Here is a 22,123-nt window from a genome sequence, read left to right on the forward strand (position 1 = left end):
CGTGTTGGACGAACATCATTCCAGACGTAAACCGGCCGGGTATACTGAAAGGCTCATTCGCTTAAAGGGCGGTGACGGTTTGCACTCACACATTTAGCGCTTCGGCTACATGGTCCGTGAGGAGCCGTTTAGAGGCTGCGGGTCGGTCGTTCAGTTCATGTGACCAGCTAGGCGACTTAACAGGTCGTGGGCCGCCCACCTTATTGGGAGGAGGGTAGCCGGTTTGATGCCTCGGCAAGCTGATGACTGCAGAAGGCGGCTTTCATCTGTGCTCGGTCCAATTCTCCTTCCCAGCGGGCGACGACGAGGGATGCCACTGCGTTGCCGACGCAATTCGTCAGCGCCCGGCATTCGGACATGAAGCGGTCGATGCCGAGTATCAGTGCCATCCCAGCAACGGGAACACTCGGAACTACGGCGAGCGTAGCCGCCAGGGTGATGAAGCCCGCGCCTGTGACACCTGCAGCGCCCTTGGAGGAAAGCATTGCTACGAGCAGCAGCAGCACCTGATCGCCGATGGACAGATCCGTGTTCGTCGCCTGCGCGATGAAGAGGGCCGCCAGCGTCATGTAGATATTCGTGCCGTCCAGATTGAATGAGTATCCGGCCGGGATGACGAGACCCACAACCGAACGCCTGGCGCCCGCCTTCTCCATTTTCTGCATCAGCGAAGGGAGCGCCGCCTCCGAGGAGGACGTTGCGAGGACAAGCAGCAGCTCTTCCTTGATGTAGCGAATGAGAGAACAGATCGAGAAGCCGTTGTAGCGACAGACCGCGCCGAGAACCCCGAACACGAAGAGGAAGGCGGTGAAATAGAACGTCGCGACCAGCATCGCGAGGTTGACCACCGAACCGATGCCATATCTGCCGATGGTGAAGGCCATTGCGCCAAAAGCGCCGATCGGCGCGGCCTTCATCAGAATTCCAACGAGCTTGAAGACAGGCGCGATGAGCGCCTGAAGGAAGCAAACGACAGGCTTGCCCGGCTCTCCGGCCATCGCAAGCGCCATGCCGAACAGAACCGAGAAGAACAGCACCTGCAGGATGTCGCCTTCCGCGAAGGCACCGACGATCGTTGGCGGGATGATGTTCATCAGAAAGCCGGTGACCGACTGCTCGCTGGCTTTTGCGGCATAGGTATTCACGGCCTGGACATCGAGCGAGGCCGGATCAATGTTGAGGCCGGCGCCAGGCTGGACGACATTGGCGACGATGAGGCCGACGATCAGCGCGAGCGTCGAGAAGGTGAGGAAATAGACCATTGCTTTACCAGCGACCCGGCCGACCTTATGAAGATCGTTCATGCCGGCAATGCCGGTGGCAATTGTCAGGAAGATGACAGGCGCGATGATCATCTTGACCAGCTTGATGAAGGCATCACCCAGCGGCTTCAGGCTCTCGCCGGTCTCCGGATAAAAATAGCCAATTGCGACGCCGAGCGCGATGGCGGCAAGCACCTGGGCGTAGAGCTTGGTGTAGAAGGGTTTGCGGGGCGCGGGACTCGCGCCGCGGACTTGTGCAGCTGACACTGGTTCTCTCTCCCTGACCGGATCGAGGTGGCGTGACTTCTCCCTATCGCGGCGCTCCGGTCGAACGCTGCACCAACGCCGCCGCAATACCCATGCCAGATGAATCCGCATGACCTGAACTGACGTGGGCTCGCCAATGATGGAGGAATGCGGTGTCAGACCAGCGGGATAGGCCGCGGTCCGGCACGCCCTTGATGTCTCTGGCAGAGTGCTGCCGGTCGATCCCTCTGGCTAGCGGTTTGCTGCACAGAGCGTGGTGGGTTCCTCGTTTTAGCCGGCTTTGGACCGGGCCGCATCGCTGGCGCCAGCGCGTACCAAATAGGTCGCCTGTTCATAAGCCCGTCCAGATGACAGGCTAACTTACCCCTGTTCGGAAGCGCTGTGACAGGCGAGTTCCTCTCGCCGGAACGCCTGCGCCACATGACGAAATCCGTTGGTCTAGAGGAGGCCGAGAGCTTCGCTTTCCCTGACTAGCCGTGGCACCCATGATGGAATGAATGCGCTGGCACAAGGCGGGAACGACGAGGGTCCAGCACGACCCGTTGATGTTCACTGACAGAGTGCTGCCGGTCGATCCCTCTGGCTCGCGGTTCATCGGTGGCATCAGAGCCGAGAATGGCTGTGCTCTTTGCAGCGCTCCCGCTGCATGAAAGCCACGTCGAGACGTAGAGATTGACGCCGTTGGCGCTGACCACGACGATGCGATCTGGAAATTGCGAGCACCGCCTACCAAGCCGTACTCGACGCCAGCTTCGCGCCTTCACCGCAAACGACCAGTGCCGTTGGCGGTTATTATCACTTCCGCCCCTCCTTCGCGGGCGCTGGTGAATGGCACGGCCCGGCTTTTACACTCGGCGCGGTCAGCCGCTCGGGCACCGCATCGCCGGCGCAAGTATTTCCGTCGTTCAACGGCAAAAACAGAATTGATGAATTCTATCATATGCCGCGAGGTTTCCTTTCACGAATGAAAGAAAGCTCGATTGACTATCCCGCCTCGCTCCAGTCTGTTGAAAACAACGTGTGGTTGCCTTGGTGCAAGCCGAGACCATGGCCAAGCTTCGTGGAGGGGAGAGCCAAGCGATGCTTCAGGGTTCGATCCGCTTTGCACTCGACCAAACGGCGGCGGCACGAGTTCACGTCGGAGTATTTTCGCGCTTGCTCGCGACGTCGCGGGCGCACATGCCGCCGGCCTACGTTTGATGGCGCGAGATCGAGGATCACATGCACCACAACATTCGCAAATCAGAACAAAATGCCAGCGAGTGCGGCATATCGCTGCCGGATGCGATAAGAGGTTGTCCAACGTCCGAGACGAATCCTGCGAATGGGGTATTGCACGAGCGCGCCCTCACCGGAATATTTGAAATATCGAAAATACTCACCGGTCCCGCCCGGCTCGAACTCACGTTGGCCAAGGTCGTTGATCTCCTGCACTCGTTAGTGCAGATGCGGCACGGCATCATCACTCTCTGCGATGCCGAGGCCGGACTGGACATCACCGTGGCCAGCGACTGCGACACGAACAGCAATGAGCCCTCCCGGTCGCGCGTGCCGCGCAACGCCATCGATCAGATTGTGACGACGGACACGCCGCTCATCGCTGAGGACATAGCGATGCATCCGGCCTTCACTGCCGCTGACATCGAGGTGCTTGGGGCCTCCGACACCGTGTCCTTCATCGGCGTTCCCATTCGTGTTGATGGGAACGCCGTAGGCGCGCTGACTATGGACAGGGCTTTGGAAAGCAGGTCAAGCTATCGGCTCGATTACGATGTCCGACTGCTCACCATGATTGCCAACATGGTGGGACAGACAGTCAAGTTGCACCGCTTCTCCGCGGGGGACCGCGAGCGACCGCCGGAGTTGGAAGATCGGCTGCAAACGAAATTTTCAGATGTTAAGCACCCTGCACCCCGGCGCAAAAAAGTTCATGTCGAGGGGATGATTGGTGACAGTCCGGCGATAAGCGCGCTGCTGGAGAAGATCGCGATCGTAGCCAAGGCAAAAACCACGGTTCTGTTGCGAGGCGAGTCCGGTACCGGGAAGGAGCTGGCTGCCAAGGCAATTCACGAGTTGTCGCCGCGCGCCAAGCGGCCCTTCGTTAAACTCAATTGTGCAGCGCTCCCAGAGACAGTCCTGGAATCCGAATTGTTCGGTCATGAGAAGGGTGCCTTCACAAGCGCATTCAATTCCCGCAAGGGGCGCTTTGAGCTCGCTGACAAGGGGACGTTGTTTCTGGATGAGATTGGCGAGATCTCGGCCTCGTTCCAGGCAAAGCTACTGCGCGTGCTGCAGGAGCAGGAGTTTGAGCGCGTCGGCAGCAATCAGACCATTAAGGTCGATGTTCGCGTGATTGCCGCCACGAATAGGAACCTGGAAGAGGCGGTTGCAAGGAATGAGTTCCGCGCCGACCTATACTACCGCATCAACGTGGTTCCCTTGCTGGTACCAGCATTGCGCCAGAGGCGCAGCGATATTCCGCTGCTCGCAGCTGAGTTTCTCAAGAAGTTCAACGACGAGAACGGCTGTACGCTTACCTTCGATCCGTGTGCGATTGAAGTGCTGATGAAATGTGAGTTTCCCGGCAACATTCGCGAGCTTGAAAATTGCGTGCACCGGACAGCGATCCTGGCCGAGGGACTATCAATCGGGAGAAACGACTTTGCCTGCTCCCAAGGCCAATGCTTTGCCGAGGCGCTGTGGAAGTGCAGATCGGGCAAGGCCGCGCTGCAACCAGCGCCGATCCTGCCGGAGTCAGTGAATCCGGCCACGCCGCCGGATGCGGCAGCCTGTTCGGCCGCGACCACAGTCCCGCGTGCCGGCGCAACACACCCAATTGGTGCGAGGACCCCCGACATAGAGCGCGTCATTGCTGCCATGGAAAGATGTGGCTGGGTGCAGGCAAAGGCAGCGCGCCTCCTTGGACTGACCCCGCGCCAGATTGGCTACGTGCTAAGGAAATACGGCGTCGAGATCAAGCGTATCTGAAACCGAGGAGATGAGCTGAGCTGCTTAGCGCCTTTTGGCAGCGATGCAGATCCGCGTCCGCGTCCACTCAATTCACCGAGGACAGCCTGGCCGAATTCCCGTGTCTGCGTTGCGACCATCGTGTGAGAGGCAACGCTTCCATCGTCAATCCTGTCCGCCATGTTGCTCTCGTTGCGAGCTCATACGGATGCCCCCTGTGTGACTGAAACGGAGTTAAAATATGTCCGATGCAAAACTGCAAACTGTGCTTTCGGCTCTTCCGCCAGTGACGCGACAGTTAGATGCTCTGCCGTCCAACGGACCAGCGCCGGACGGAAATTTTGTCAAGCTGAATACGAATGAGAACCCGTTTCCGTTGCCGCCAATCATAATGCAAAGTGCAGTGGCGGCCCTCAAGTGCCAGTATCTATATCCGGATGACGATAACATCAGCTTGAGGGAAGCGGCGTCCAGCACCTATTGCGTTTCCAGGGATCAGGTCATCGCAGGCAACGGGTCGTCTGAACTGCTCGGACTCATCTACAGAGCTTTCCTCGCGCCTGGCGACAAGGTTGCGATGATGTCGCCAGGGTTTTCGTTCAACCGCAAACTTGCCATGATTCAGGGCGCCGAGTTTCTCGAAATCGGATGTCAAGCTCATTCCCTGCCAATGGAGCAATTGCTTTCCGGTCCGGCAAAAGACGCCAAGTTCATTATGTTGGCCAATCCAAACAATCCGACCGGAACATTCCTCCCGATAAGCGATATCGAACGCCTCGTAGCACAATCGGACCGCTTGGTTGTCCTTGATGAAGCCTACGTCGACTTTGCACCCGATCATGGCCTGCGCCTCATCAACCGGTATCCGAACGTTCTGATCTTGAGGTCATTCTCGAAAAGCTATGCCGCCGCCGGCATTCGCGTCGGTTTCGGTTTCGGTCACCCTGAAATTATTGGCAGGCTGCGAAACATCCAGAACGTCTTCAACATGAACGTCATCGGGCATGCCGTTGGTATCAGCGTGCTTGCGCATCGCGGCGCCTACGCAGAGAACCACAAGCACATCAAGGATGAACGAGAGCGAGTGACAGTCGCGCTGTCGCAACTCGGATTTTCCGTAACGCCCTCCCGCGCAAATTTCTTGCTGGCCCGTGTGCCCGCGGGACAGGACGGCTCATGGTGGCAAGCAGCATTGGAAAGGCAAAAGATACTTGTCGCGTTTTTTCCGGACAAAGGCTTGGAACACTGCATCCGCGTCAGCATCGGCACAAAAGAGCAGATGGATGCATTTCTTGCTGCCGCTGGCGACATTGCTGGAAGCTTAACGGTGCCAAGCTCCAAGGGCAGGGAAGCGTCAGGCTCTGCTTCTTCGTTACGCTGACGCTAATCGGCGATCACACACATCTCTTCCGACTTGCTTGGTCATCCCAGCAAGAGAACAGCCTGCTTTTAAAATCGGGGACTTATCGAGTGACAAACGTCTTTCCTTCAAACTTATCGTTCGGCATCTTCGATCATCTGGACGAGGATGGCCGCGACATCGGTCGGCAATACGAAGATCGCCTGATGTTAGCAGAGGCGTGCGATCAGCTAGGGTTCTATGCCTATCATCTCGCAGAACACCATTGTACTCCCCATGGGAGAGGTCCATCGCCGAATCTGTTCTTATCGAGCGTCGCCCAGCGCACCCGGCGCTTGCGTCTCGGACCCTTGGTGATGCTGCTTGCGCTTTATCATCCGCTGCGTGCGTTCGAAGAGATCTGTATGCTGGACCAGTTGAGCGGTGGCAGGCTCGAACTGGGCATAGGGCGCGGTGCTCTCCCGATCGAATTGGGCTACTTCGGGATTGGTGCGGACGCGGTGCCGGGCCGTTATGCCGAAGCCAGCGAAATCCTCATGGAAATACTTGTTAATCCGATGAAGGTCGGCACGCTATGCTATCAAGGCCGCCATTTTGATCTCAATGACGTTCCTTTGACGCTAAGACCTCATCAGCGTCCACATCCGCCGACATGGGTCGCTGCCAATCGACCCGAGTCCGCAGCTTGGGCGGCTGCGAATGGAACAAATATCGCGTGTGTAGGACCTTCCTCTTCTGTTCGCAAAACTACTGATGCGTTCCGCGCCTATCGAGAGGACAACGCTGGCGCGGGGGATCAGGCGCAATTTATCGGATTGCTCCGCATGGTCGTGGTTGGGCGTTGTGACACACATGCCTATTCGCTCGCGGCACCTGCTTACGAACGCTGGCTCAAGAGCTTCCAATTCCTTTACGAGCTTAACGCTATCCCCACTCCACCAAACCTGCCGCTGACCTTCGATGCGGCAGTCGAGAGTGAATTGTGCGTGGTAGGATCAGCAGAATCTGTGCGAAAAGCTCTGTTAGGTCAGTTGGAAGTGGCAGGTGCCAACTACCTGCTTTGTCAACTGGCATTTGGAAATCTGCCGCTAGATGCTTCCCTGTACACCGCGACGACCATTCAATCCGAAATCATGGCTCGACTTGGCTGACCATGAAATTCGCGGTCACAGCGCTCCCTCACATCCACGTGCTCGAGCGTGCACGTGATGGGGACGGGCAATCGGGAGGGAGGCCAAACTGACGACGAGCCGGCGGCACAGAATACCAGGTTTGTGCGTTGGCTGGCGTCTGGGCCATCGTGTGAACCTGCACGATCCTAAGGAGATGATGGCCGAGCGCGTCACGATGCAGGCACGCGTCTGCTCGTCGCGCTCGCGAGCGGCTTTGCTGCGCCCAGCCACCAACGGGAGCGAGCTCGCCCGATGATGGGGGTGCACCGCGGTCGGGATACGATGCTGGAGGAAATCGTTCGCAGCCGGTCTTCACGAACTGCGAGGAGTGCTTGTCCTTGAATGCTGCCTGCTGGCCGTCTGCGGTGGCCTGAGTGGTCCGCCGACACGCCCGAAAGTCAACGCCACTACCACAAGGCCGCCAAAAACTCAGGTCTGGGAGCCAGCTTGGACGGTGGTCTCGTGTTCGGGAATGTCGTCGAAGGAGGCGTAGTTGAGATAGTAGAGTTTGGAATACAGGCCGCCCATAGCTATTAGCTCATCGTGGTTGCCAGTCGCAACAACTTGGCCATTCTGAAGCACGATGATGCGGTCGGCCCCCCGGATCGTGGCGAGACGGTGGGCGATGACGAGGCCAGTCCGCCCTTCAAGCAGCTTAATCAGAGCCTTCTGAATCTGCAATTCCGTGTAGCTGTCGATGTTGGCGGTCGCTTCGTCGAGCACGAGGATCTTGGCGTCAGCGACGAGGGCGCGGGCGAAACTGATAAGCTGGCGCTGGCCGAGAGATAAGTTGTCGCCGCGTTCGCCAAGTTGGGTCTCATACCCGTCGGCGAGGCTCATGACGAAGTCATGCGCGCCGACCGCCTTCGCCGCCTCGATCACCTTGTCGCGCGTGGCTTCCGTCTTCTGGTATCGAATGTTCTCGAAGACCGTCCCGGTGAACAGGAATGGCTCCTGCAGCACCATGGCGACCTGGCGGCCGAGCGATTCCTGGGTGAGGTCGCGCACATCATGCCCGCCGACCAGCACCTGACCCTGCTGAACATCATAGAAGCGATGGACCAGGGCCATCGCACTCGATTTGCCAGAACCGCTCGGTCCGACCAGCGCGACCGTCTCGCCGGGATTGACCCTGAAGGAGACATTTTTCAGAACCGAACGGTTCGGATCGTAGCCGAAGGTGACGTCCCTAAACTCGACCGAGCCGTCCATTTCGGGCGAAAGTACCTCGGCATTGGGTTTGTCCTGAACATCGATCTTGACATCGAGCACATCGGTCAGGCGCTTGCCTGAGGCCATGGCGCGCTGCATGATCGAATATTGCAGGGTGAGTGAGCGGATCGGGTCAAAGAAGCGCTGGATGTAAAACAGGTAGGCTACCAACACGCCCACATCTATACGGCTATTCACGACCATCGAGCCGCCGACCACAATAACGGCGGCCAAGGCGAGGCCCGTGAGGCCATCGACGATAGGCACCATGACCAGTGCATATCTGGCAGCGATCAGTTGGGTCCTGAGGTTGGCATGGGCCCGGTCGTCGAAAAGAATGAAATTCACCTGCTGGCGATCCATCGACTGTATGGTCCGCACGCCGTGAATGGCTTCGGCCAGCGCGCCATTGACGACGGAATTGGTTTCGTGTGCAGCCATGAAGGCGTCGCGGGCACGCGGCAGCCAGACAATGCGGACGATCACCAGGATCGGCAGAACCGACAGCGTCAGGAGGCCGAGGCGAAAGTCGAGCCACAGCATTACGAAAACGATGCCGAAGAGAAGTGCAACATCGCCTAGGGAATATACCGAGGTTTCCAGGAACTCCTGTATGGAGTTAACGTCGCCTTGCAGGCGCGACATCAGGCGTCCGACCTCAGTCTTGTCCATGAAAGAGAGCGAAACCTTTTGCAGATGGCCAAACATGGCGCGGCGGATGTCGAACAGGACAGCTTCGGCAATTTTCCCATCCAAGGTTTCCTGCATGTAACCGGCGGCGAAATTGACCAAAATCGCCGAAAGGAACGCGCGGACGGCCGCAAGCTGGGCTGAGCGATCGCTCCCTGCCGGGTTCATGCCGTTGTCGATCGCGTAGCGGATGATCAAGGGGATGAGAAGCTGCGTCCCGGTGAAGATCAACATCGCGACAATCGTGACAACTACCTTTGCCCGATAGGGATGGACGAAGCCCCAGATCCGGCGGAGGATGCTCTTGTCGAAAGCCCGGCCGAACATCTCCTCCTCGATCCGGTGCGAGCCGACGACCGCGCGCGGAGGGCGTCTGCCGTCGTCACGTTCGGCTTCGAGTTCGCCGGGGCCCTGGTCCATCAGCGGGCGCCCCCATACTGGGTCATATGCTATCACCTGGGCGCGTCTGGAGATCGTAAAGGGCCCTGTAGCGTCCCCGCTTCGCCAGAAGCTCTTCATGCGTGCCGCGTTCTACGATTTCGCCGTTATCGACAAAAAGGATCTGATCGGCATGCATAAGCGCACTCAGCCGGTGCGCGATGATGATCGTCACCCGATCCTTGGCGAAGCGCCGCGTCGCCGCGCGAATGCGCTGCTCGGTGCCGGCATCGATCGCGGCCATCGAGTCGTCGAAAACGACGACAGAGGGGCGCAGCATCATGGTGCGAGCAATCGTGAGACGCTGGCGCTGGCCGCCAGAGAGAGAGACGCCGCGTTCGCCCACGACCGTCTCATACCCTGCTGGGAGCCCGAGGATGTAGTTGTGGAGCTGGGCGAATTCGCCAGCGCGTTCAATTCGCTGTCTCTTCGCCCAGGGGTCGCCATAAGCGATGTTGTTCTCAATCGTGGTGGTGAACAGGAACGCATCCTGCTGTACAACGGCAACCGCCTTGCGAAGGCTCTCGAGGGTGACATTGCGTATGTCCTGGCCGTCCAACGTGATGGCGCCACCGGTCACGTCGTAAAAGCGGGGGATCAGATGAGCCATCGTCGATTTGCCGGAACCCTGCGGACCGACGATCGCGATCGTCTCGCCTCTCCGGGCCTCAAAGCTGAGGTTCTTCAGAATGGCGCGGTTTTCGACATTGGGGTACGCAAATGAGACATTGTGGAAGCGCAGAGTGCCGTCGCTTATCTCAAGCGGTCTGGCCTCGAGAGCATCCCTGATCGTGATCTCCTGATCGAGGAGACCGAAAAGCCGCGAACCGCAGCTGGAAGCGCGGGCAAAGGCATTGACCATGAGGCCGATCTGGCGGACTGGCATTTGCAGGATGGTCATGAAGGTCAGGAAGGTCGCCATGGTTCCGACGCTGATCTCGCCAGCGACGAGCTTGTTGCCACCGATCCAAAGCACCAATCCCATTGCGAAAAAGAAGGACAAGGTCATCGCCGACGTGCTGGGTACGTAGATGTCAACGAGATCGTTGGCGAGGCCGAGCGCGTTCTTGGAAGCGCGGTCGAACTTCAGCATCTCATAGGATTGAGCCGCAAAAGCGCGGACCACGCGGATGCCTGCGAGATTTTCCTTCATCACGCGGCTTAGTACCGAAAGGCGCTCATAGAGGTCGAGCCAGGTGGCGCGCAGCCTAAGCTGTGTGGTCGATGAGCGCCAGGCGACAAAAGGCACGAAGCTCAGCGCGACCAGGCCGAGCATGGGATCGGTCGAGATCATCATGTAGGCGCCGATCCCGATCAGCATGGTGAGCAGGACCACGCGAACGAGCGCGGTGGAAAAATACATCCGTACGCCTTGGAGATCGAGCATTCCGATGGTGATCAGATCGCCTGAATGGACCCGGTCGTGAAAGGAAAAGCTGAGACGCTGGATCTTGTCGTAGTAGGCGAGCCGCAGTTCGTACGCGACATGATGCCCGACGGCTTCGGCAAAATAGTTCTGCGCCATCGTGAAAAGGCCGCGTAGCGCGCTGACGGCGAGCAGCAGGAGAGCCGGGGTCCAGAGCGCTTGTCCTGCCGCGCTCCCGGCGACACCGCCCCCGATGGCTGTCTGGGCCTGGTCGACAGCCCGGCCGAGAAGCTGGGGAATGAGCAACTGGAGGATTGCCGCCATGATCGTCGAGCCCATAGCGAAGGCGACCTGCCAGGGATGCCGAAAATTCATACGCGTTATGCGCAACAGCGTACTCAAATCCCGGCCCCAGCGCGCCGCTTCAACATGAGTCAACGAATTCAGAGCGTTCGTTGCGCTGCCGACAGCATCACTGTTCACGGGTGTATTCCCGACTGCATTTTGCGTCTTCGTGGAAAGCCGAAGGACGCATCATCAAAGGCGACCGCCATTGTTAATCCCGTCCTCAACCTGCAGCCGTGCCCGTTCCCAGAAGCCGAGCCGCCGCTTCACCTACTGGCATGTCGATCACCGTTATTCCGCTTGCCGCAAGGAAACGCGCTTCGTTTCTGGTCAGGGTTTCCGCGTCCATTACAGTGCAATGGGGACCGCGGGAGCGCTTCATGATCTGTCTGGCGTAGGTGCGCAGCATCTGATCGTTGAAGCGGCAGCCAAGGAAGAAAAATCCACGGGTGATCCGCCGTTCCTTCACCACGTCTGGGATCGGTGTCTGGATATCAATTTCGGTCAGGACTTCGACATAGTCGGAATCTGCGACGAGAAAGTTTTGCGAGGGCCTACTACTCCCGTGAGGTGCATAGAGGACCGTCTTTGCCCCCGATCGAGCATCGAGCTCCCTCCCGGACAAATCGTAGGTTTTTGTCCAAATGTTGCGGATTTCGTTCGCCCGCGTAACGCCTTGTATCTCAACGACGTCCGTTCGGCCGGTCTCCACGAGAGCGGTGCGCATCGCGCTGTCATACCAGCTGTCGATGATGAGGGAGAGCGGCAGCCTTGCGAGCCAGGCGTGGAGGAGGGTTGGGCTCACCGGCGCTGCGAATATGTCGGTCATCCAAGCTTGAAGCGTCCGGCGATGCCGGCGCTGTTCGATGAATTGCGCAACCGACCACATATTGGTGCGGATCCTGGAAGGGGCGGGCGCCCGTGCATTGAGTGCCGCGGCAACGACCTCCGGAGTATGCGGCACAGGCGGTTCCGCACAGTTCAACCCAAGAAGACCCGGACCGAGATAGGGGATCACCTCATCGGCGGCGAGCGCTTCCTTCGCCAAGTCAAGCAGCTTATCGGCAAAACTGTCCCGCACGATGACGAGGTGGTCCGATGTCAGGATCGTGTTCATGCTCGTTTCCTCGCGACGCACCTAGGGGCAGCATCAGTCCTCTTCGGAAACCTTCCTTGCCTCGACAGTGATCGGCAGACGCGTATCCCGTGGAAGATCGGGTAGGAGGAGCCGCCACCCGTTCCTGAGCGTGACCGTTCCGCCCCACAACTCTTCCTTCTCGAGCTTGATGATCGGCTCTTCGAGGTCTTTTTTGGGGACATACGCCGACAAGCCAGCATCGGTCCTGCGGATCATGACTTTCATCTGGCCGTCCCTTCATTGGAATTGCTTTCAGCACTGCAGAACGCCTCGGCTTTGTCGAGGCTCATCAGTTCACGCGCTCGCATGCCGACGACGGTGCCACGGTCGATCCACTCGACCGCATAGATGAAGAACTGCTGGAGAAAGGTGCCGATGTCACGCACATATCCCTCATCGCCCTTCCGCACGAGATTTTCGCCGATCTCCCTGCCAGGATAGGTGCCGTCATTCTTTATGTGGCGAGTAGCACGTACCCGCTCTCCCGGCATGAATCGTGGCGGCCTGCGGATTTCGATCTCCTCTTCGCGTCTGAGCGACATGTCCGTTCCCTGATTTCTCTTGGGGCTGCAGATTGTGAACAAGGCGTTCCTGGCGTCCTGCGTAGGCAGCCCCAACCATGTCGGCAGCCCATGTGGTCACGCAGGAACGCAGGTCTTCGGCACCGGACATACCGAGGCACATTGCTGCGCATCGAAGACCCCCTCGCATTCGGTGCACTTCTGTGACTCGATCACGTAGCTCTCGCCTTTGAACTTGATCGCGCCGGAAGGACATTCGAATTCGCAGGCGCCGCATTGGGTGCATTGGGATGCGATGATCTTGAAAGCCATTTTAACTCCTGGTCCGAATGGATGAGACAGCTCAGGCCGTCGCCGCGAGTGCGGGGGCCCCTGACGTGGCGGTGTAAATCGCGCTGATTGCCGTCTCGATATAGTCATGGGCAAAAGCATCGGTCGCTTGGATTCCAGCCTCCGCGAGCTGATCCTGCGGGCAAGTTCCAATCCTGGCGCACAGCACGATATCTATGCCTTGAAGGGCTGCGATGATGCCATCGAGCGCGGCTTCCTTGCCCAAGCCGCCGAGGCAATACTTCTCCACCTTCCGATGCCCGACAAAGCTGATCCCCCTCGGCGAGGCTTGATAAACCTGGAATTCCTTCGCATGGCCGAAATGTTCGTTGACGCGGCCGCCGCCCTTGGTCGCCACCGCGAAGAGGACGGATTTGCTGGGCCTCGCTGCCTTGACCAATCCGATCGCTTCACTTCTGGCCGCCACGTGATCACGGCGCTCCTGCGCGACCAGCTCCCGATAGGCCTTACGCTTGCTGGCATCGTACGTGACCTCGCCGGGAATCCGGTCGGCCGTGAATTCCTGGCCACGATCCTCGCCAAGCAGGCCGACGGCATCTGCCCGGCACTGCCGGCAATGGCGCATCAACTGGGCGCCGCCTTCGAGACGATCCTGAAGAGCCTTCAGCTCCTTTGCGTTTGGGCCGCGCTGCCCACTCAGTCCGTAGTGCGTGCCGTGCGCCGGGTCCGAAATCAGCGGCATGAGGTTGTGCAGGAACGCGCCTCGCTCCTTGACGCATCTATTCACCTCGATCAGATGCTCATCGTTCACGCCAGGAATCATCACCGAATTGATTTTGGTGAGGATGCCGCGCGCGGTCAGCATCTCCAGGCCCAACATCTGCCGCTCGTGCAGCATCCGGGCGGCTTCGATGCCGACGTAGCGGCGATGGTCGTAAAAGATCCAAGGATAGATCTTTGCACCGACCTCAGGGTCGACCATGTTGATGGTGATCGTCACGTGATCGACATTCATGTCGGCAAGCTCATCGACATGGTCCGGTAGCGCGAGCCCATTCGTGGAGATGCAAAACTTGATGTCTGGGATTTCCCTGGCGACCCTGGCGAAGGTCGCCTTCGTCTTCTTCCAGTCGTAACAGGCATCGCCCGGTCCGGCGATGCCGAGCACGGAAAGCTGCGGCACCTCGCTGGCGACCGCGATCACCTTGCGTAGCGCCTGGTCGGGCGTCAGCTTTTCAGAGGCCACCCCAGGCCGGCTTTCGTTGGCGCAGTCATATTTGCGATTGCAGTAGTTGCACTGGATGTTGCAGCCCGGCGCGACCGCGACGTGCATGCGCGCGAAATAGTGATGCGCCTCTTCTGAAAAGCAGGGGTGATCCTTGATCTTCTCCCAGACAGCCGGATCCGTGTCGTCGGGCTTTGTCGACGAGCCGCAGGACGAAGACGCGCAGCCACCGGGTTTCATGGTGCCAAGCAACTGGTCACCGAATGTCGTGCTGAGGCTCTCAAGCGAAATTGCCGGTGCAGACATGAACGGCTCCGTTGCTGCGTGATGTCGCAGTTCAAAGCGCAAGAGCTATGCCAGCTCAAAGAGCTGTTTCGGTTCACGAATAGGCTTGTTGTGTCAGATTCCTTCGGATTGCTCCGACACACCTTTGTCGGGCTTACGACAGTGGACAAGGAAATAGGGTCGCGAGGCTAGCAGCCTCGGGCGCCCAGAGTGTGAGCGAGACCACTCCGGGCTGCTTACGCTTGACGTCATCACGACGTCTAGAATTTCGTCACCACGATACCATGCCGGCGCAGGGCGTAGCCGACTTGCCGCGGCGTGAGGCCGAGGATACGAGCCGCCCTGGCCTGAACCCAACCGGCCTTGTCCATCGCGTCGATCACCCGGTCGCGTTCCGCCAGACGCGGGGGACAAGTGGGATCGTTCGGATCGCCGGCCGTAAGGGGAGATATCTTGCCTGCGGAGGCACCGATGCAACTGGCCGGCAGCCGCAATCCGACCGGCACTGCGTTGACCCGTGCGAGATCGTCGATGGCATTGCCGCCATTCGAGCGGTCGGCTCGCTTCCAGAGGAGCCAGGAAAGGCACTGGCCCTTCTTACAGGCGAAATCGGATGGAGTGATCGTCCTTGAGCGCGCAAGTGTGGCCGTCCTTTGGACGCAGTTCTCCAGCTCGCGGACGTTACCAGGGAAGTAACATTGCGAGATCAGGTCAAGCGCCGGCGCCGCGAAGGCTAGTGCGCGATCGTTCTCCTTGTTGAACCGGTTGAGGAAGGCGTTCGCAAGGCGTGGAATATCGCCGGGTCGCTCTCTGAGCGGCGGTAGGATAATTGGCACGACATTGATGCGGTAATAAAGGTCGGCCCTGAACTCCCCTTTTATGACGGCCGTCTCGAGGTCCTTGTTGGTGGCGCATATGAGGCGCACGTCGACCTGTAGCGTTTTGGTGCCGCCGACTCGCTCCAACTCGCCTTCCTGCAAGACACGCAACAGCTTGGCTTGAAAGGCCGGCGAAATCTCGCCGATTTCATCAAGTAGCAGCGTTCCCTCATTTGCCAATTCAAAACGACCGGCGCGCTGGGAGATAGCACCCGTGAAAGCCCCCTTTTCATGCCCAAACAGTTCTGACTCCAGAACGCTTTCAGACAGTGCGGCGCAGTTCAATTTGACGAAAGACTTCTTCCTCCGACGTGAGAGCTTATGGATGGCCTGCGCAAAGAATTCCTTGCCGGTGCCGCTTTCACCCCGCAGAAGCACGGTGGAATTGGTCCCTGCTACGACCGAGACGGTTTCGAGCACCTGCTTGAGTGCGGGGCTTTCCCCGATGATCCCGTCGATTTTGGCATCCGCATGCCGGGCAGGGTCGTAGGTCCTCCCCTCGTTGGGCGATTTCTCCGGTCCCGATTGCTCATGGCCACACCGCTGACGATCTGTACTCAGGGCGCGATGGAGGCGGATGGTCCGGCCGACAAGGTTGGCGACCATCGTCAGGAAACAAATGTCCTCGTCGTCGCGAAAGTCGGTGGCGCCGTCTCCGGCGCGGTCGATCGACAATGTCCCAAGGATATCATGATCAGCCTTTAGCGGGATACCGATAAAGGCAATTGGGATGGTTCCGATGCTCGAAGACGTTTGAAGGTCAGCCTGAAATAGTTGGGACTTGCGCACGTCCGGTATGAAGAGCGGCGTCCCCGTAGCGACGATTTGATCTGTTACGGCCTGTGGTATGACGCGGCGAGTGCCTGATTGACGTACGTGGGTATTGCCGGCAGTCGCGGCAATCTCCAGCTCTCCTTCAGCGTCCAGGACGACGATTGCCCCGTGACGCATCTGCAGAAATGAAGGCAGGACGTTCACGACATTGGCGAGCGTAATCTCCAGCTCGCTGGGGGCGGTCAGCACCTTCAATATCTCGTAGAGTCCTCTGAGCGCGATATCTGATTGGGGCATGCTTTTGATGGGCGGTTCAGGGCGGGTCTCCCGAGGTCCAACCTCGTCGACCCGATCTTGCGGTCCGTGGGTCATGGAAACACCTCAGGGGTTGTCGTCCAGAGTGCTCCTCCTTTTTTATCTGAATTCTGAAAGCACAGTATTCACGAGCTTCTCTTCGTCAAAGCGACGATCGAAGCAAAGAAAATAGACTTGGCGTTGGGCGAGACCTAAACTGTATCAAGATCAACCCTCTTAATACGTGCGTGCGTCGGTCATCCGAATTTGAAGAGGACTCCGAAACCGCCGCGTGGATAGTTCCACTCGATCTCGCCACTGGTCTCACACAAAATCCGGCAGGTGCCGCACTCCATGCAGCCGTCAGCAGTGATCTCCACTTGACCTTTGTCGTTCAACTCATAACATTTCGCCGGGCAGACGTGGGTAAGCGCGAGCAAGTTCGCGCTTGGCCTCTCGTGCGGTCGCACTTTGATATGCGGGCGGCCGGAATCCACCAAGTAGCGGTTCTGGTAAAGCTTGTCCTCGACACGTGACTTTGTCACTGCGATCGTCATTTCGTCTCCCTTCAGCGCCACGCCAATGCAAGGCGGACCGCGTCGCTGACCAGCCCCCAACGCGAGCGCGCCTTGATGAAGGCCGCCGTGGTCGCCTTTTCCTTCTCGATCTTCGGCGTGCCGTCGACACGCATGAAGTTCTGCGCGGCTTGCGACATCAACCGCGGATAAGTTGTGAAGTAATTGCAGGAATTGGTGTGGAGCAAGGCCGGCATATCTTTGTATTTCTTTAGGTCCTTGACCACGAAGGACTTGTCCAGCATGGCTTTGTAAAGAGCGAGATTTCGCTTGGTCATAGGAGCGTTGCGGCTGTTGACCTCGATGATTACCTCAGCCGCGATGCGGCCGGAGGTCATGGCGAGGTTCGAACCCTCGCGGTGAATGGCGTTGTTCAGTTGCGCGGCATCGCCGACCACGACCCAACCGTCGCCAAACAGCTGCGGAATAGCCTTGTAGCCGCCTTCGGGAATGAGATGCGCGGAATATTCTTTCACTTCCGAGCCGGCGATCAGCGGCCGGATCGAAGGATGGCTCTTTAAGGTATCAAGGAGGACGTAAGGGCTCTCGACCATCGCGGCGAAATCGGAGACGAGGCAGCCAATACCCAGTGAGATCGACTCCTTGTTGGTGTAGAGGAAGCCAAGCCCAGCCATGCTGCGGGAGGTCGTGCCCACTGCTTCGATCACGCAGCCTTCATCGCCCTTGAGACCGAACCGCTGCTCAATGATCTCTTCGGGCAGGAAATGCATTTCCTTGACGGCGAGCGCCACGGTTTGTGGCTTCGGCATCTGGCGCAGGCCGGCTCGCGTGCCAAGCAGTCCGCAGACACCTTCTGCGAGAACGACCACGTCCGCGTAGATGGCTCCGCCGGCCCGATCTGTGCGGACGCCGACCACCCTGTCCTTGGCGTCACGGATGAGCTCCGTCACGGTCGTCTCGCACAGAACCGTCGCGCCGGCCTCGCGCACCTTACGCGAAAACCATTTGTCGAACTGGGCACGGATGATTGTGTATCGGTTGGGCTTGGCCTCATTGAAGTCGTCCGACCGATAGTGAATCCCGGTATGGGATGTGTCGTCCATCACCCAAAGCCGCTGTTCAACCAAATGCCGCTCGAGAGGCGCATCGTCCCTGAAATCCGGGATGATCTTCTCCAGCATGTTCGCGTACATGATGGCACCTTGGACATTCTTGGAGCCCGGATATTCACCGCGCTCCAACTGCAGCACCTTTAGGCCATGGCTGGCCATGGTGTAAGCAGCTGCGTTTCCGGACATGCCTGCCCCAACAACAATGGCGTCGAAGTTTTCCTCGATCATGTCCGTCCCTTAGCTCGCAAGCTTATCGCGACTGTGGGGCGACAGCCGCCGGGTGAAGGCTTCCGTCAGTGCCGGCAGGAAGCGGATCGCGTCGGTGACGATTCCGAGGTGAGCGAAATCGAAAATCGGCGCGTTCGGGTCGGTGTTGATGGCCACGATGAGATCCGCCCCCTCGACGCCAACCCGATGCTGGACGGCGCCGGAAATTCCGGCCGCTATGTAAAGCTTCGGCCGGATGGTCTTGCCAGTTTGGCCGATCTGCCGATCAGCTGGCATCCAGCTCTTCTGGACCAACGGGCGCGAACAGCCGTGCTCGGCGCCGATTGCTCGCGCGAGGTTCTTCACAAGCTGCAGGTTCTCCGCCGCGCCAAGACCAAGGCCTCCCGCAACCACGACGTCGGCATAGGCAAGGTTTGCCTTTGCCGACTGATTGTCCGGCAGGAAGCCGAGGACTTTGGTAGCGATCTCATCCTCGGCAAGCGAGAGCTTGTGCCGGATGACACGCCCGACCGGTTTATCGGTCCGCTGCGGCATGGGCATGACCCTTGGCCGCACTGTCGCCATCTGCGGGCGGAAATTGAGCGTATAGATCGTGCACAACAAGGAACCGCCGAAAGTCGGACGCGTGGCGGCGAGCGAACCGTCGGTATCGACATCGAGTTCGGTGCAGTCGGCCGTGAGCCCTGTCTGCAAGGTCGTCGCCACGGAGCCGGCAAGATCCCTGCCGAGTGTGGTGGCACCGAGAAGAAGGATTTCGGGTTTGTGGGTATCGACCAGATCCGTCATCGCCTTGGTGAAAGGCTCGTTCCGATAGTCGGCGAGCAGGGGCGCCTCGGCGATGTAGACAAGGTCAGCACCATAAGCGAATGCTTCGGCAACGGCGTTCCCGACGGCCTCTCCCGGCGGTCCGAGCACGACGCCTGCAAGCTGGACCTCAAGCTTGTCTGCTAATTTGCGGCCTTCGCCGAGCAGTTCGAATGATACCGGATGGACCTGGCCGCGTTCGAGCTCGATGAAAACCCAAACGTGCCGGTAGTCCTTGAAATGGGCGGGCAGCTCCTTCTTTATGCCGGCGCGGCCGGCGGCAGGGCGAGGGGTTTCTCGGTTCGCGGTCGACATCGTTTTGCTCCTTGCCGTCACGCGCCGCCGTTGAAGGCGAGCTCATGTTCCAGCGCCGGCTGGCGGGTGAAGATTGCGGTGATGAGTTCGTCAGCGACATCGCGCAAGGCCATCTCGGCGGTGTCGATTAGTGCCGCCTTTTCAGCTCGAGCAGGAGGGGCGAAAACACGCTTGACGACGGTCGGTGAGCCGCGCAGGCCGCATTTGGTGAGATCCTCAATGCCGGCGTCGGCCGCACTCCATTTCAAGACCTGGCTGCGCGCGGCGCACAAGGCGTCGTGGATCGAGCCCCGGCGGATCTCGTTTGTGCCTTCCAGCATGGTGATGAGGCAAGGCAGCCTGCTCTTCAGCATCTGTGTGCCGCCTTCGGAGCGGCGCTCGACCTTGATCTCGCGTGCAGCAAGGTCAATAGAGGGGATCTTCGCGACATAGGTCAGCTGCAGGAGTCCGAGGCGCTTGGCGATGCCGGGCCCGACCTGGGCGGTGTCGCCATCGATCGTCTGCTTGCCGGTGAAGACGAGGTCTGGCGTGCCAAACGTCTCGCCGACCTTCGCGATTGCCTGGGAAAGGGCGAACGAGGTCGCCAGCGTGTCGGAGCCGGCAAAATAGCGGTCGGTCAAGAGCACCGCTCGGTCGGCGCCGTAGCCGAGCGCCTTGCGCAGCGCGTCCTCTGCCATGGGCGGACCCATGCTGAGCACAGTGACTTCGCCACCATAGGCATCGCGCAGTCTGAGCGCTTCTTCGAGGGCGAACAGGTCGTAAGGGTTGATGATGGTCGGAACACCCTGGCGCATGATTGTGTTCGTCACCGGATGGACCCTTATCTGTGCCGAGTCCGGCACCTGTTTGATGCAGATTACGATGTGCATTGGCGGTTTCTCTAGGCTCCTGTCCGGGTGCGGGCATTGCGGTTATCTCCTTGACCCGCATAATTCGTGCCAAGTCTCTTGCGCTGCCCCCTTTCCTACAACTTCGGCTGGTTGCTTCTGACGGCGCTGTGGTGATGACCGGATTTGTCGGCTGCTCGACATTGTCGCGTCGCAACCCTTGTCGCCGCTCATTCCCGTCCGAACCGCTTCAGTACCGAGTCGAACGGGACAAAGGTGTGACCCGGCGCGGCAGGTTTGTTCGGATCGTGGTCCTTGAGCACCTTGAAGACCCGATGCGTGAGCGGCGAGGAAATCGCAAAGTCCTCGTAAGCGCGTTCGAGCGTCGCGCGCACCCTCGCGGCAATCACCTGGTCGGGCAGACCGGAGAAATCTTCTTCGGCAAGGTATTGGCCCACACGCTTCATGATATGGAGCCGCGAGACGTTCAGCACCTTCGGGTCATAGGCGACGCCAAGGACTGAGAAGAACTCCTCTGCAGCCGACAAGCGCTTTAGTCGTGCGAGGATGTCGGTGACATCGATGGGGCGGCTGTCAGCGGAACAATTCATTGCATTCTCCCTGGTCGCAAAACTGTGGCCTCTGCGCGCGCGCGCACGGCTGACCTGGACCCGCACAGCTCGAAGAGGGATGCCTCGCTGCACATTCCATCGTAGAGCTCGACCAGTTGAGTTGCAGTGACCGTCAATTTGGCCTCGGCCGCCTCGCGCCGAACGCGGGCTACCATCGCGGCTGCCAGATCCGGATCGAGATCGCGACCGCTTTCGCTCAGCACATGGGCAATCGCAGTGGCGCCGGAATGCTTGCCGATGACGATCCGCCGGCAGCGGCCCACGAGAGCCGGATCAAGCCCCTGATAAGTACGCGAGTCCTTCAGCAGCCCTGCGACGTGAATGCCGGATTCGTGGGTGAAAACATCGGCGCCGACGACCGGCTTAGTGGCCGCGGTCTGCCGGCGGGCGGCCCAAGCCACCTGGGCGGCGAGGCTGGGCAATGCGGTCAGCTCGATGCCGGTATCCGCGCCGCCGAAGACCGCCATCGCGGCGGCCACCTCTTCCAGCGCGGCATTGCCCGCACGCTCGCCGAGCCCCAGGACGGTGACGGAGGCATGGCGCGCGCCTGCGCGGATCGCCGCCAGCGTGTTGGCGCCAGCAAGTCCAAGATCGTTGTGAGCATGAAATTCAAGGTCGATTGGAGACTGCACCACGAGCTGGGCGACAAGTTCGAAGGTCGAAAACGGGTCGAGAACACCGACTGTGTCGGCTAGCCTGACGCGGCTTGCGCCGGCGCGTGCGGCCGTCTCGATGACGCGGGCGAGATGATCCCGATTGGCCCGCGAGGCATCCTCGCAGCCCACCGCGACGAAGAAGCCGGCGGCGGCGGCGCGCCTGACCATATGATCGATGACCTGGAGCGCTCCCGCCTTGTCGAGGCCGAGCTTGGCGGCAAGTTGGATGTCCGACGCAGGCAGCGACAAATTGACCGCTTGGACCCCGCTCTCGATCGCTGCATCGAGATCCAACGACGTCATCCGGCACCAGGCCATGAGCCGAACCGGAAGACGCCGCGCGACCACGGCGCGAATTGTTTCGATCTCGTGGACGCCCATGACCGGCGTGCCGATCTCGATCTCTGTCACGCCGGCCGCGGCAAGAGACTCAGCGATATCCAGCTTTTCCGTCGTGGTAAAGGCGACGCCCGGCGCCTGCTCGCCATCGCGCAAGGTCGTATCGTTGAGAGAGACATGACGGGTCAT

19 protein-coding genes are annotated in these 22,123 nt (G+C 59.5%); 4 read left to right on the forward strand and 15 right to left on the reverse strand.

The features are described 5' to 3' along the window. Positions 1 to 200 precede the first annotated feature (200 nt). Positions 201 to 1,529: a dicarboxylate/amino acid:cation symporter gene (locus tag NKH57_RS13755; protein WP_352944802.1), complete on the reverse strand. Its 1,329-nt coding sequence runs from the start codon at positions 1,527 to 1,529 to the stop codon at positions 201 to 203. Positions 1,530 to 2,750: 1,221 nt separating this feature from the next. Here NKH57_RS13755 and nifA (NKH57_RS13760) point away from each other — a divergent pair. The 3 genes from nifA (NKH57_RS13760) (at position 2,751) to NKH57_RS13770 (ending at position 7,007) form a co-directional block, all read left to right on the forward strand. Then, positions 2,751 to 4,517 carry a nif-specific transcriptional activator NifA gene (nifA, locus tag NKH57_RS13760; RefSeq protein ID WP_352732122.1) on the forward strand — a complete coding sequence of 589 codons (1,767 nt, stop codon included), beginning with the start codon at positions 2,751 to 2,753 and terminating at the stop codon, positions 4,515 to 4,517. A 220-nt stretch (positions 4,518 to 4,737) separates the two neighbouring features. Next, entirely contained in the window at positions 4,738 to 5,877 is a 1,140-nt protein-coding gene (hisC, locus tag NKH57_RS13765) for a histidinol-phosphate transaminase (protein WP_352944804.1), read from the forward strand. Positions 5,878 to 5,966: 89 nt separating this feature from the next. Then, complete coding sequence (locus NKH57_RS13770) at positions 5,967 to 7,007, forward strand: LLM class flavin-dependent oxidoreductase (protein WP_352944806.1); 1,041 nt, start codon at positions 5,967 to 5,969, stop codon at positions 7,005 to 7,007. Between the two features lie 450 nt (positions 7,008 to 7,457). Here the strand turns inward: NKH57_RS13770 and NKH57_RS13775 are convergent, their stop codons facing one another. The 7 genes from NKH57_RS13775 to nifB form a co-directional block, all read right to left on the reverse strand. After that, the gene (locus tag NKH57_RS13775; RefSeq protein ID WP_352944808.1) at positions 7,458 to 9,350 is read right to left on the reverse strand and encodes an ABC transporter ATP-binding protein; all 1,893 of its coding nucleotides are present in this window, start codon (positions 9,348 to 9,350) and stop codon (positions 7,458 to 7,460) included. Positions 9,351 to 9,372: 22 nt separating this feature from the next. Further along, on the reverse strand, positions 9,373 to 11,217 hold the full coding sequence (locus tag NKH57_RS13780; RefSeq protein WP_352944810.1) for an ABC transporter ATP-binding protein: 1,845 nt from the start codon (positions 11,215 to 11,217) through the stop codon (positions 9,373 to 9,375). Between the two features lie 85 nt (positions 11,218 to 11,302). Further along, positions 11,303 to 12,196: an SIR2 family NAD-dependent protein deacylase gene (locus NKH57_RS13785; RefSeq protein WP_352944812.1), complete on the reverse strand. Its 894-nt coding sequence runs from the start codon at positions 12,194 to 12,196 to the stop codon at positions 11,303 to 11,305. A 33-nt stretch (positions 12,197 to 12,229) separates the two neighbouring features. Beyond that, positions 12,230 to 12,442: a putative nitrogen fixation protein NifT gene (nifT, locus tag NKH57_RS13790; RefSeq protein ID WP_023678250.1), complete on the reverse strand. Its 213-nt coding sequence runs from the start codon at positions 12,440 to 12,442 to the stop codon at positions 12,230 to 12,232. Continuing rightward, entirely contained in the window at positions 12,439 to 12,759 is a 321-nt protein-coding gene (locus NKH57_RS13795; protein ID WP_023784680.1) for a nitrogen fixation protein NifZ, read from the reverse strand. Before NKH57_RS13795 ends, nifT begins: the two co-directional genes overlap by 4 nt. Before the next feature lie 96 nt (positions 12,760 to 12,855). Next, the gene (locus NKH57_RS13800; protein ID WP_023672218.1) at positions 12,856 to 13,050 is read right to left on the reverse strand and encodes a 4Fe-4S dicluster domain-containing protein; all 195 of its coding nucleotides are present in this window, start codon (positions 13,048 to 13,050) and stop codon (positions 12,856 to 12,858) included. Between the two features lie 31 nt (positions 13,051 to 13,081). After that, positions 13,082 to 14,494, reverse strand: coding sequence for a nitrogenase cofactor biosynthesis protein NifB (nifB, locus tag NKH57_RS13805; RefSeq protein WP_352944814.1), 1,413 nt, complete (start codon positions 14,492 to 14,494; stop codon positions 13,082 to 13,084). On the opposite strand from nifB, the gene NKH57_RS13810 reads away from it, so the two are divergent. Next, positions 14,409 to 14,582, forward strand: coding sequence for a hypothetical protein (locus NKH57_RS13810; RefSeq protein WP_352944894.1), 174 nt, complete (start codon positions 14,409 to 14,411; stop codon positions 14,580 to 14,582). The genes nifB and NKH57_RS13810 overlap by 86 nt on opposite strands. Positions 14,583 to 14,799: 217 nt before the next feature. Here NKH57_RS13810 and nifA (NKH57_RS13815) read toward each other — a convergent pair whose 3' ends face one another. The 7 genes from nifA (NKH57_RS13815) to nifV form a co-directional block, all read right to left on the reverse strand. After that, positions 14,800 to 16,563, reverse strand: a complete 1,764-nt coding sequence (gene nifA, locus NKH57_RS13815) for a nif-specific transcriptional activator NifA (RefSeq protein WP_502907287.1) — start codon at positions 16,561 to 16,563, stop codon at positions 14,800 to 14,802. Between the two features lie 179 nt (positions 16,564 to 16,742). After that, the gene (locus NKH57_RS13820) at positions 16,743 to 17,042 is read right to left on the reverse strand and encodes a ferredoxin family protein (protein WP_023678245.1); all 300 of its coding nucleotides are present in this window, start codon (positions 17,040 to 17,042) and stop codon (positions 16,743 to 16,745) included. Positions 17,043 to 17,053: 11 nt separating this feature from the next. Further along, positions 17,054 to 18,361, reverse strand: coding sequence for an FAD-binding protein (locus NKH57_RS13825; protein WP_352944816.1), 1,308 nt, complete (start codon positions 18,359 to 18,361; stop codon positions 17,054 to 17,056). 9 nt (positions 18,362 to 18,370) lie between these two features. Then, on the reverse strand, positions 18,371 to 19,480 hold the full coding sequence (locus tag NKH57_RS13830; protein WP_352944818.1) for an electron transfer flavoprotein subunit alpha/FixB family protein: 1,110 nt from the start codon (positions 19,478 to 19,480) through the stop codon (positions 18,371 to 18,373). A 17-nt stretch (positions 19,481 to 19,497) separates the two neighbouring features. Beyond that, complete coding sequence (locus tag NKH57_RS13835; protein ID WP_352944820.1) at positions 19,498 to 20,349, reverse strand: electron transfer flavoprotein subunit beta/FixA family protein; 852 nt, start codon at positions 20,347 to 20,349, stop codon at positions 19,498 to 19,500. A 188-nt stretch (positions 20,350 to 20,537) separates the two neighbouring features. Next, positions 20,538 to 20,918, reverse strand: coding sequence for a nitrogenase stabilizing/protective protein NifW (nifW, locus tag NKH57_RS13840; RefSeq protein WP_352944822.1), 381 nt, complete (start codon positions 20,916 to 20,918; stop codon positions 20,538 to 20,540). Next, complete coding sequence (nifV, locus tag NKH57_RS13845) at positions 20,915 to 22,123, reverse strand: homocitrate synthase (RefSeq protein ID WP_352944824.1); 1,209 nt, start codon at positions 22,121 to 22,123, stop codon at positions 20,915 to 20,917. Before nifV ends, nifW begins: the two co-directional genes overlap by 4 nt.

The sequence above is a fragment of the Mesorhizobium sp. M1050 genome (assembly GCF_040318715.1).
Classification (GTDB): Bacteria; Pseudomonadota; Alphaproteobacteria; order Rhizobiales; family Rhizobiaceae; genus Mesorhizobium.

Bases quoted from the DNA above. Each gene is read 5' to 3' on its own strand.
- NKH57_RS13775 (WP_352944808.1), bottom strand. From the start codon at position 9,350: ATGGACCAGGGCCCCGGCGAACTCGAAGCCGAACGTGACGACGGCAGA.
- nifB (WP_352944814.1), bottom strand. From the start codon at position 14,494: ATGAAACCCGGTGGCTGCGCGTCTTCGTCCTGCGGCTCGTCGACAAAG.
- NKH57_RS13785 (WP_352944812.1), bottom strand. From the start codon at position 12,196: ATGAACACGATCCTGACATCGGACCACCTCGTCATCGTGCGGGACAGT.
- NKH57_RS13830 (WP_352944818.1), bottom strand. From the start codon at position 19,480: ATGTCGACCGCGAACCGAGAAACCCCTCGCCCTGCCGCCGGCCGCGCC.
- nifA (WP_502907287.1), bottom strand. From the start codon at position 16,563: ATGACCCACGGACCGCAAGATCGGGTCGACGAGGTTGGACCTCGGGAG.
- nifT (WP_023678250.1), bottom strand. From the start codon at position 12,442: ATGAAAGTCATGATCCGCAGGACCGATGCTGGCTTGTCGGCGTATGTC.
- NKH57_RS13825 (WP_352944816.1), bottom strand. From the start codon at position 18,361: ATGATCGAGGAAAACTTCGACGCCATTGTTGTTGGGGCAGGCATGTCC.
- NKH57_RS13795 (WP_023784680.1), bottom strand. From the start codon at position 12,759: ATGTCGCTCAGACGCGAAGAGGAGATCGAAATCCGCAGGCCGCCACGA.
- nifA (WP_352732122.1), top strand. From the start codon at position 2,751: ATGCACCACAACATTCGCAAATCAGAACAAAATGCCAGCGAGTGCGGC.
- nifV (WP_352944824.1), bottom strand. From the start codon at position 22,123: ATGACCCGTCATGTCTCTCTCAACGATACGACCTTGCGCGATGGCGAG.
- NKH57_RS13835 (WP_352944820.1), bottom strand. From the start codon at position 20,349: ATGCACATCGTAATCTGCATCAAACAGGTGCCGGACTCGGCACAGATA.
- NKH57_RS13820 (WP_023678245.1), bottom strand. From the start codon at position 17,042: ATGACGATCGCAGTGACAAAGTCACGTGTCGAGGACAAGCTTTACCAG.
- NKH57_RS13800 (WP_023672218.1), bottom strand. From the start codon at position 13,050: ATGGCTTTCAAGATCATCGCATCCCAATGCACCCAATGCGGCGCCTGC.
- nifW (WP_352944822.1), bottom strand. From the start codon at position 20,918: ATGAATTGTTCCGCTGACAGCCGCCCCATCGATGTCACCGACATCCTC.
- hisC (WP_352944804.1), top strand. From the start codon at position 4,738: ATGTCCGATGCAAAACTGCAAACTGTGCTTTCGGCTCTTCCGCCAGTG.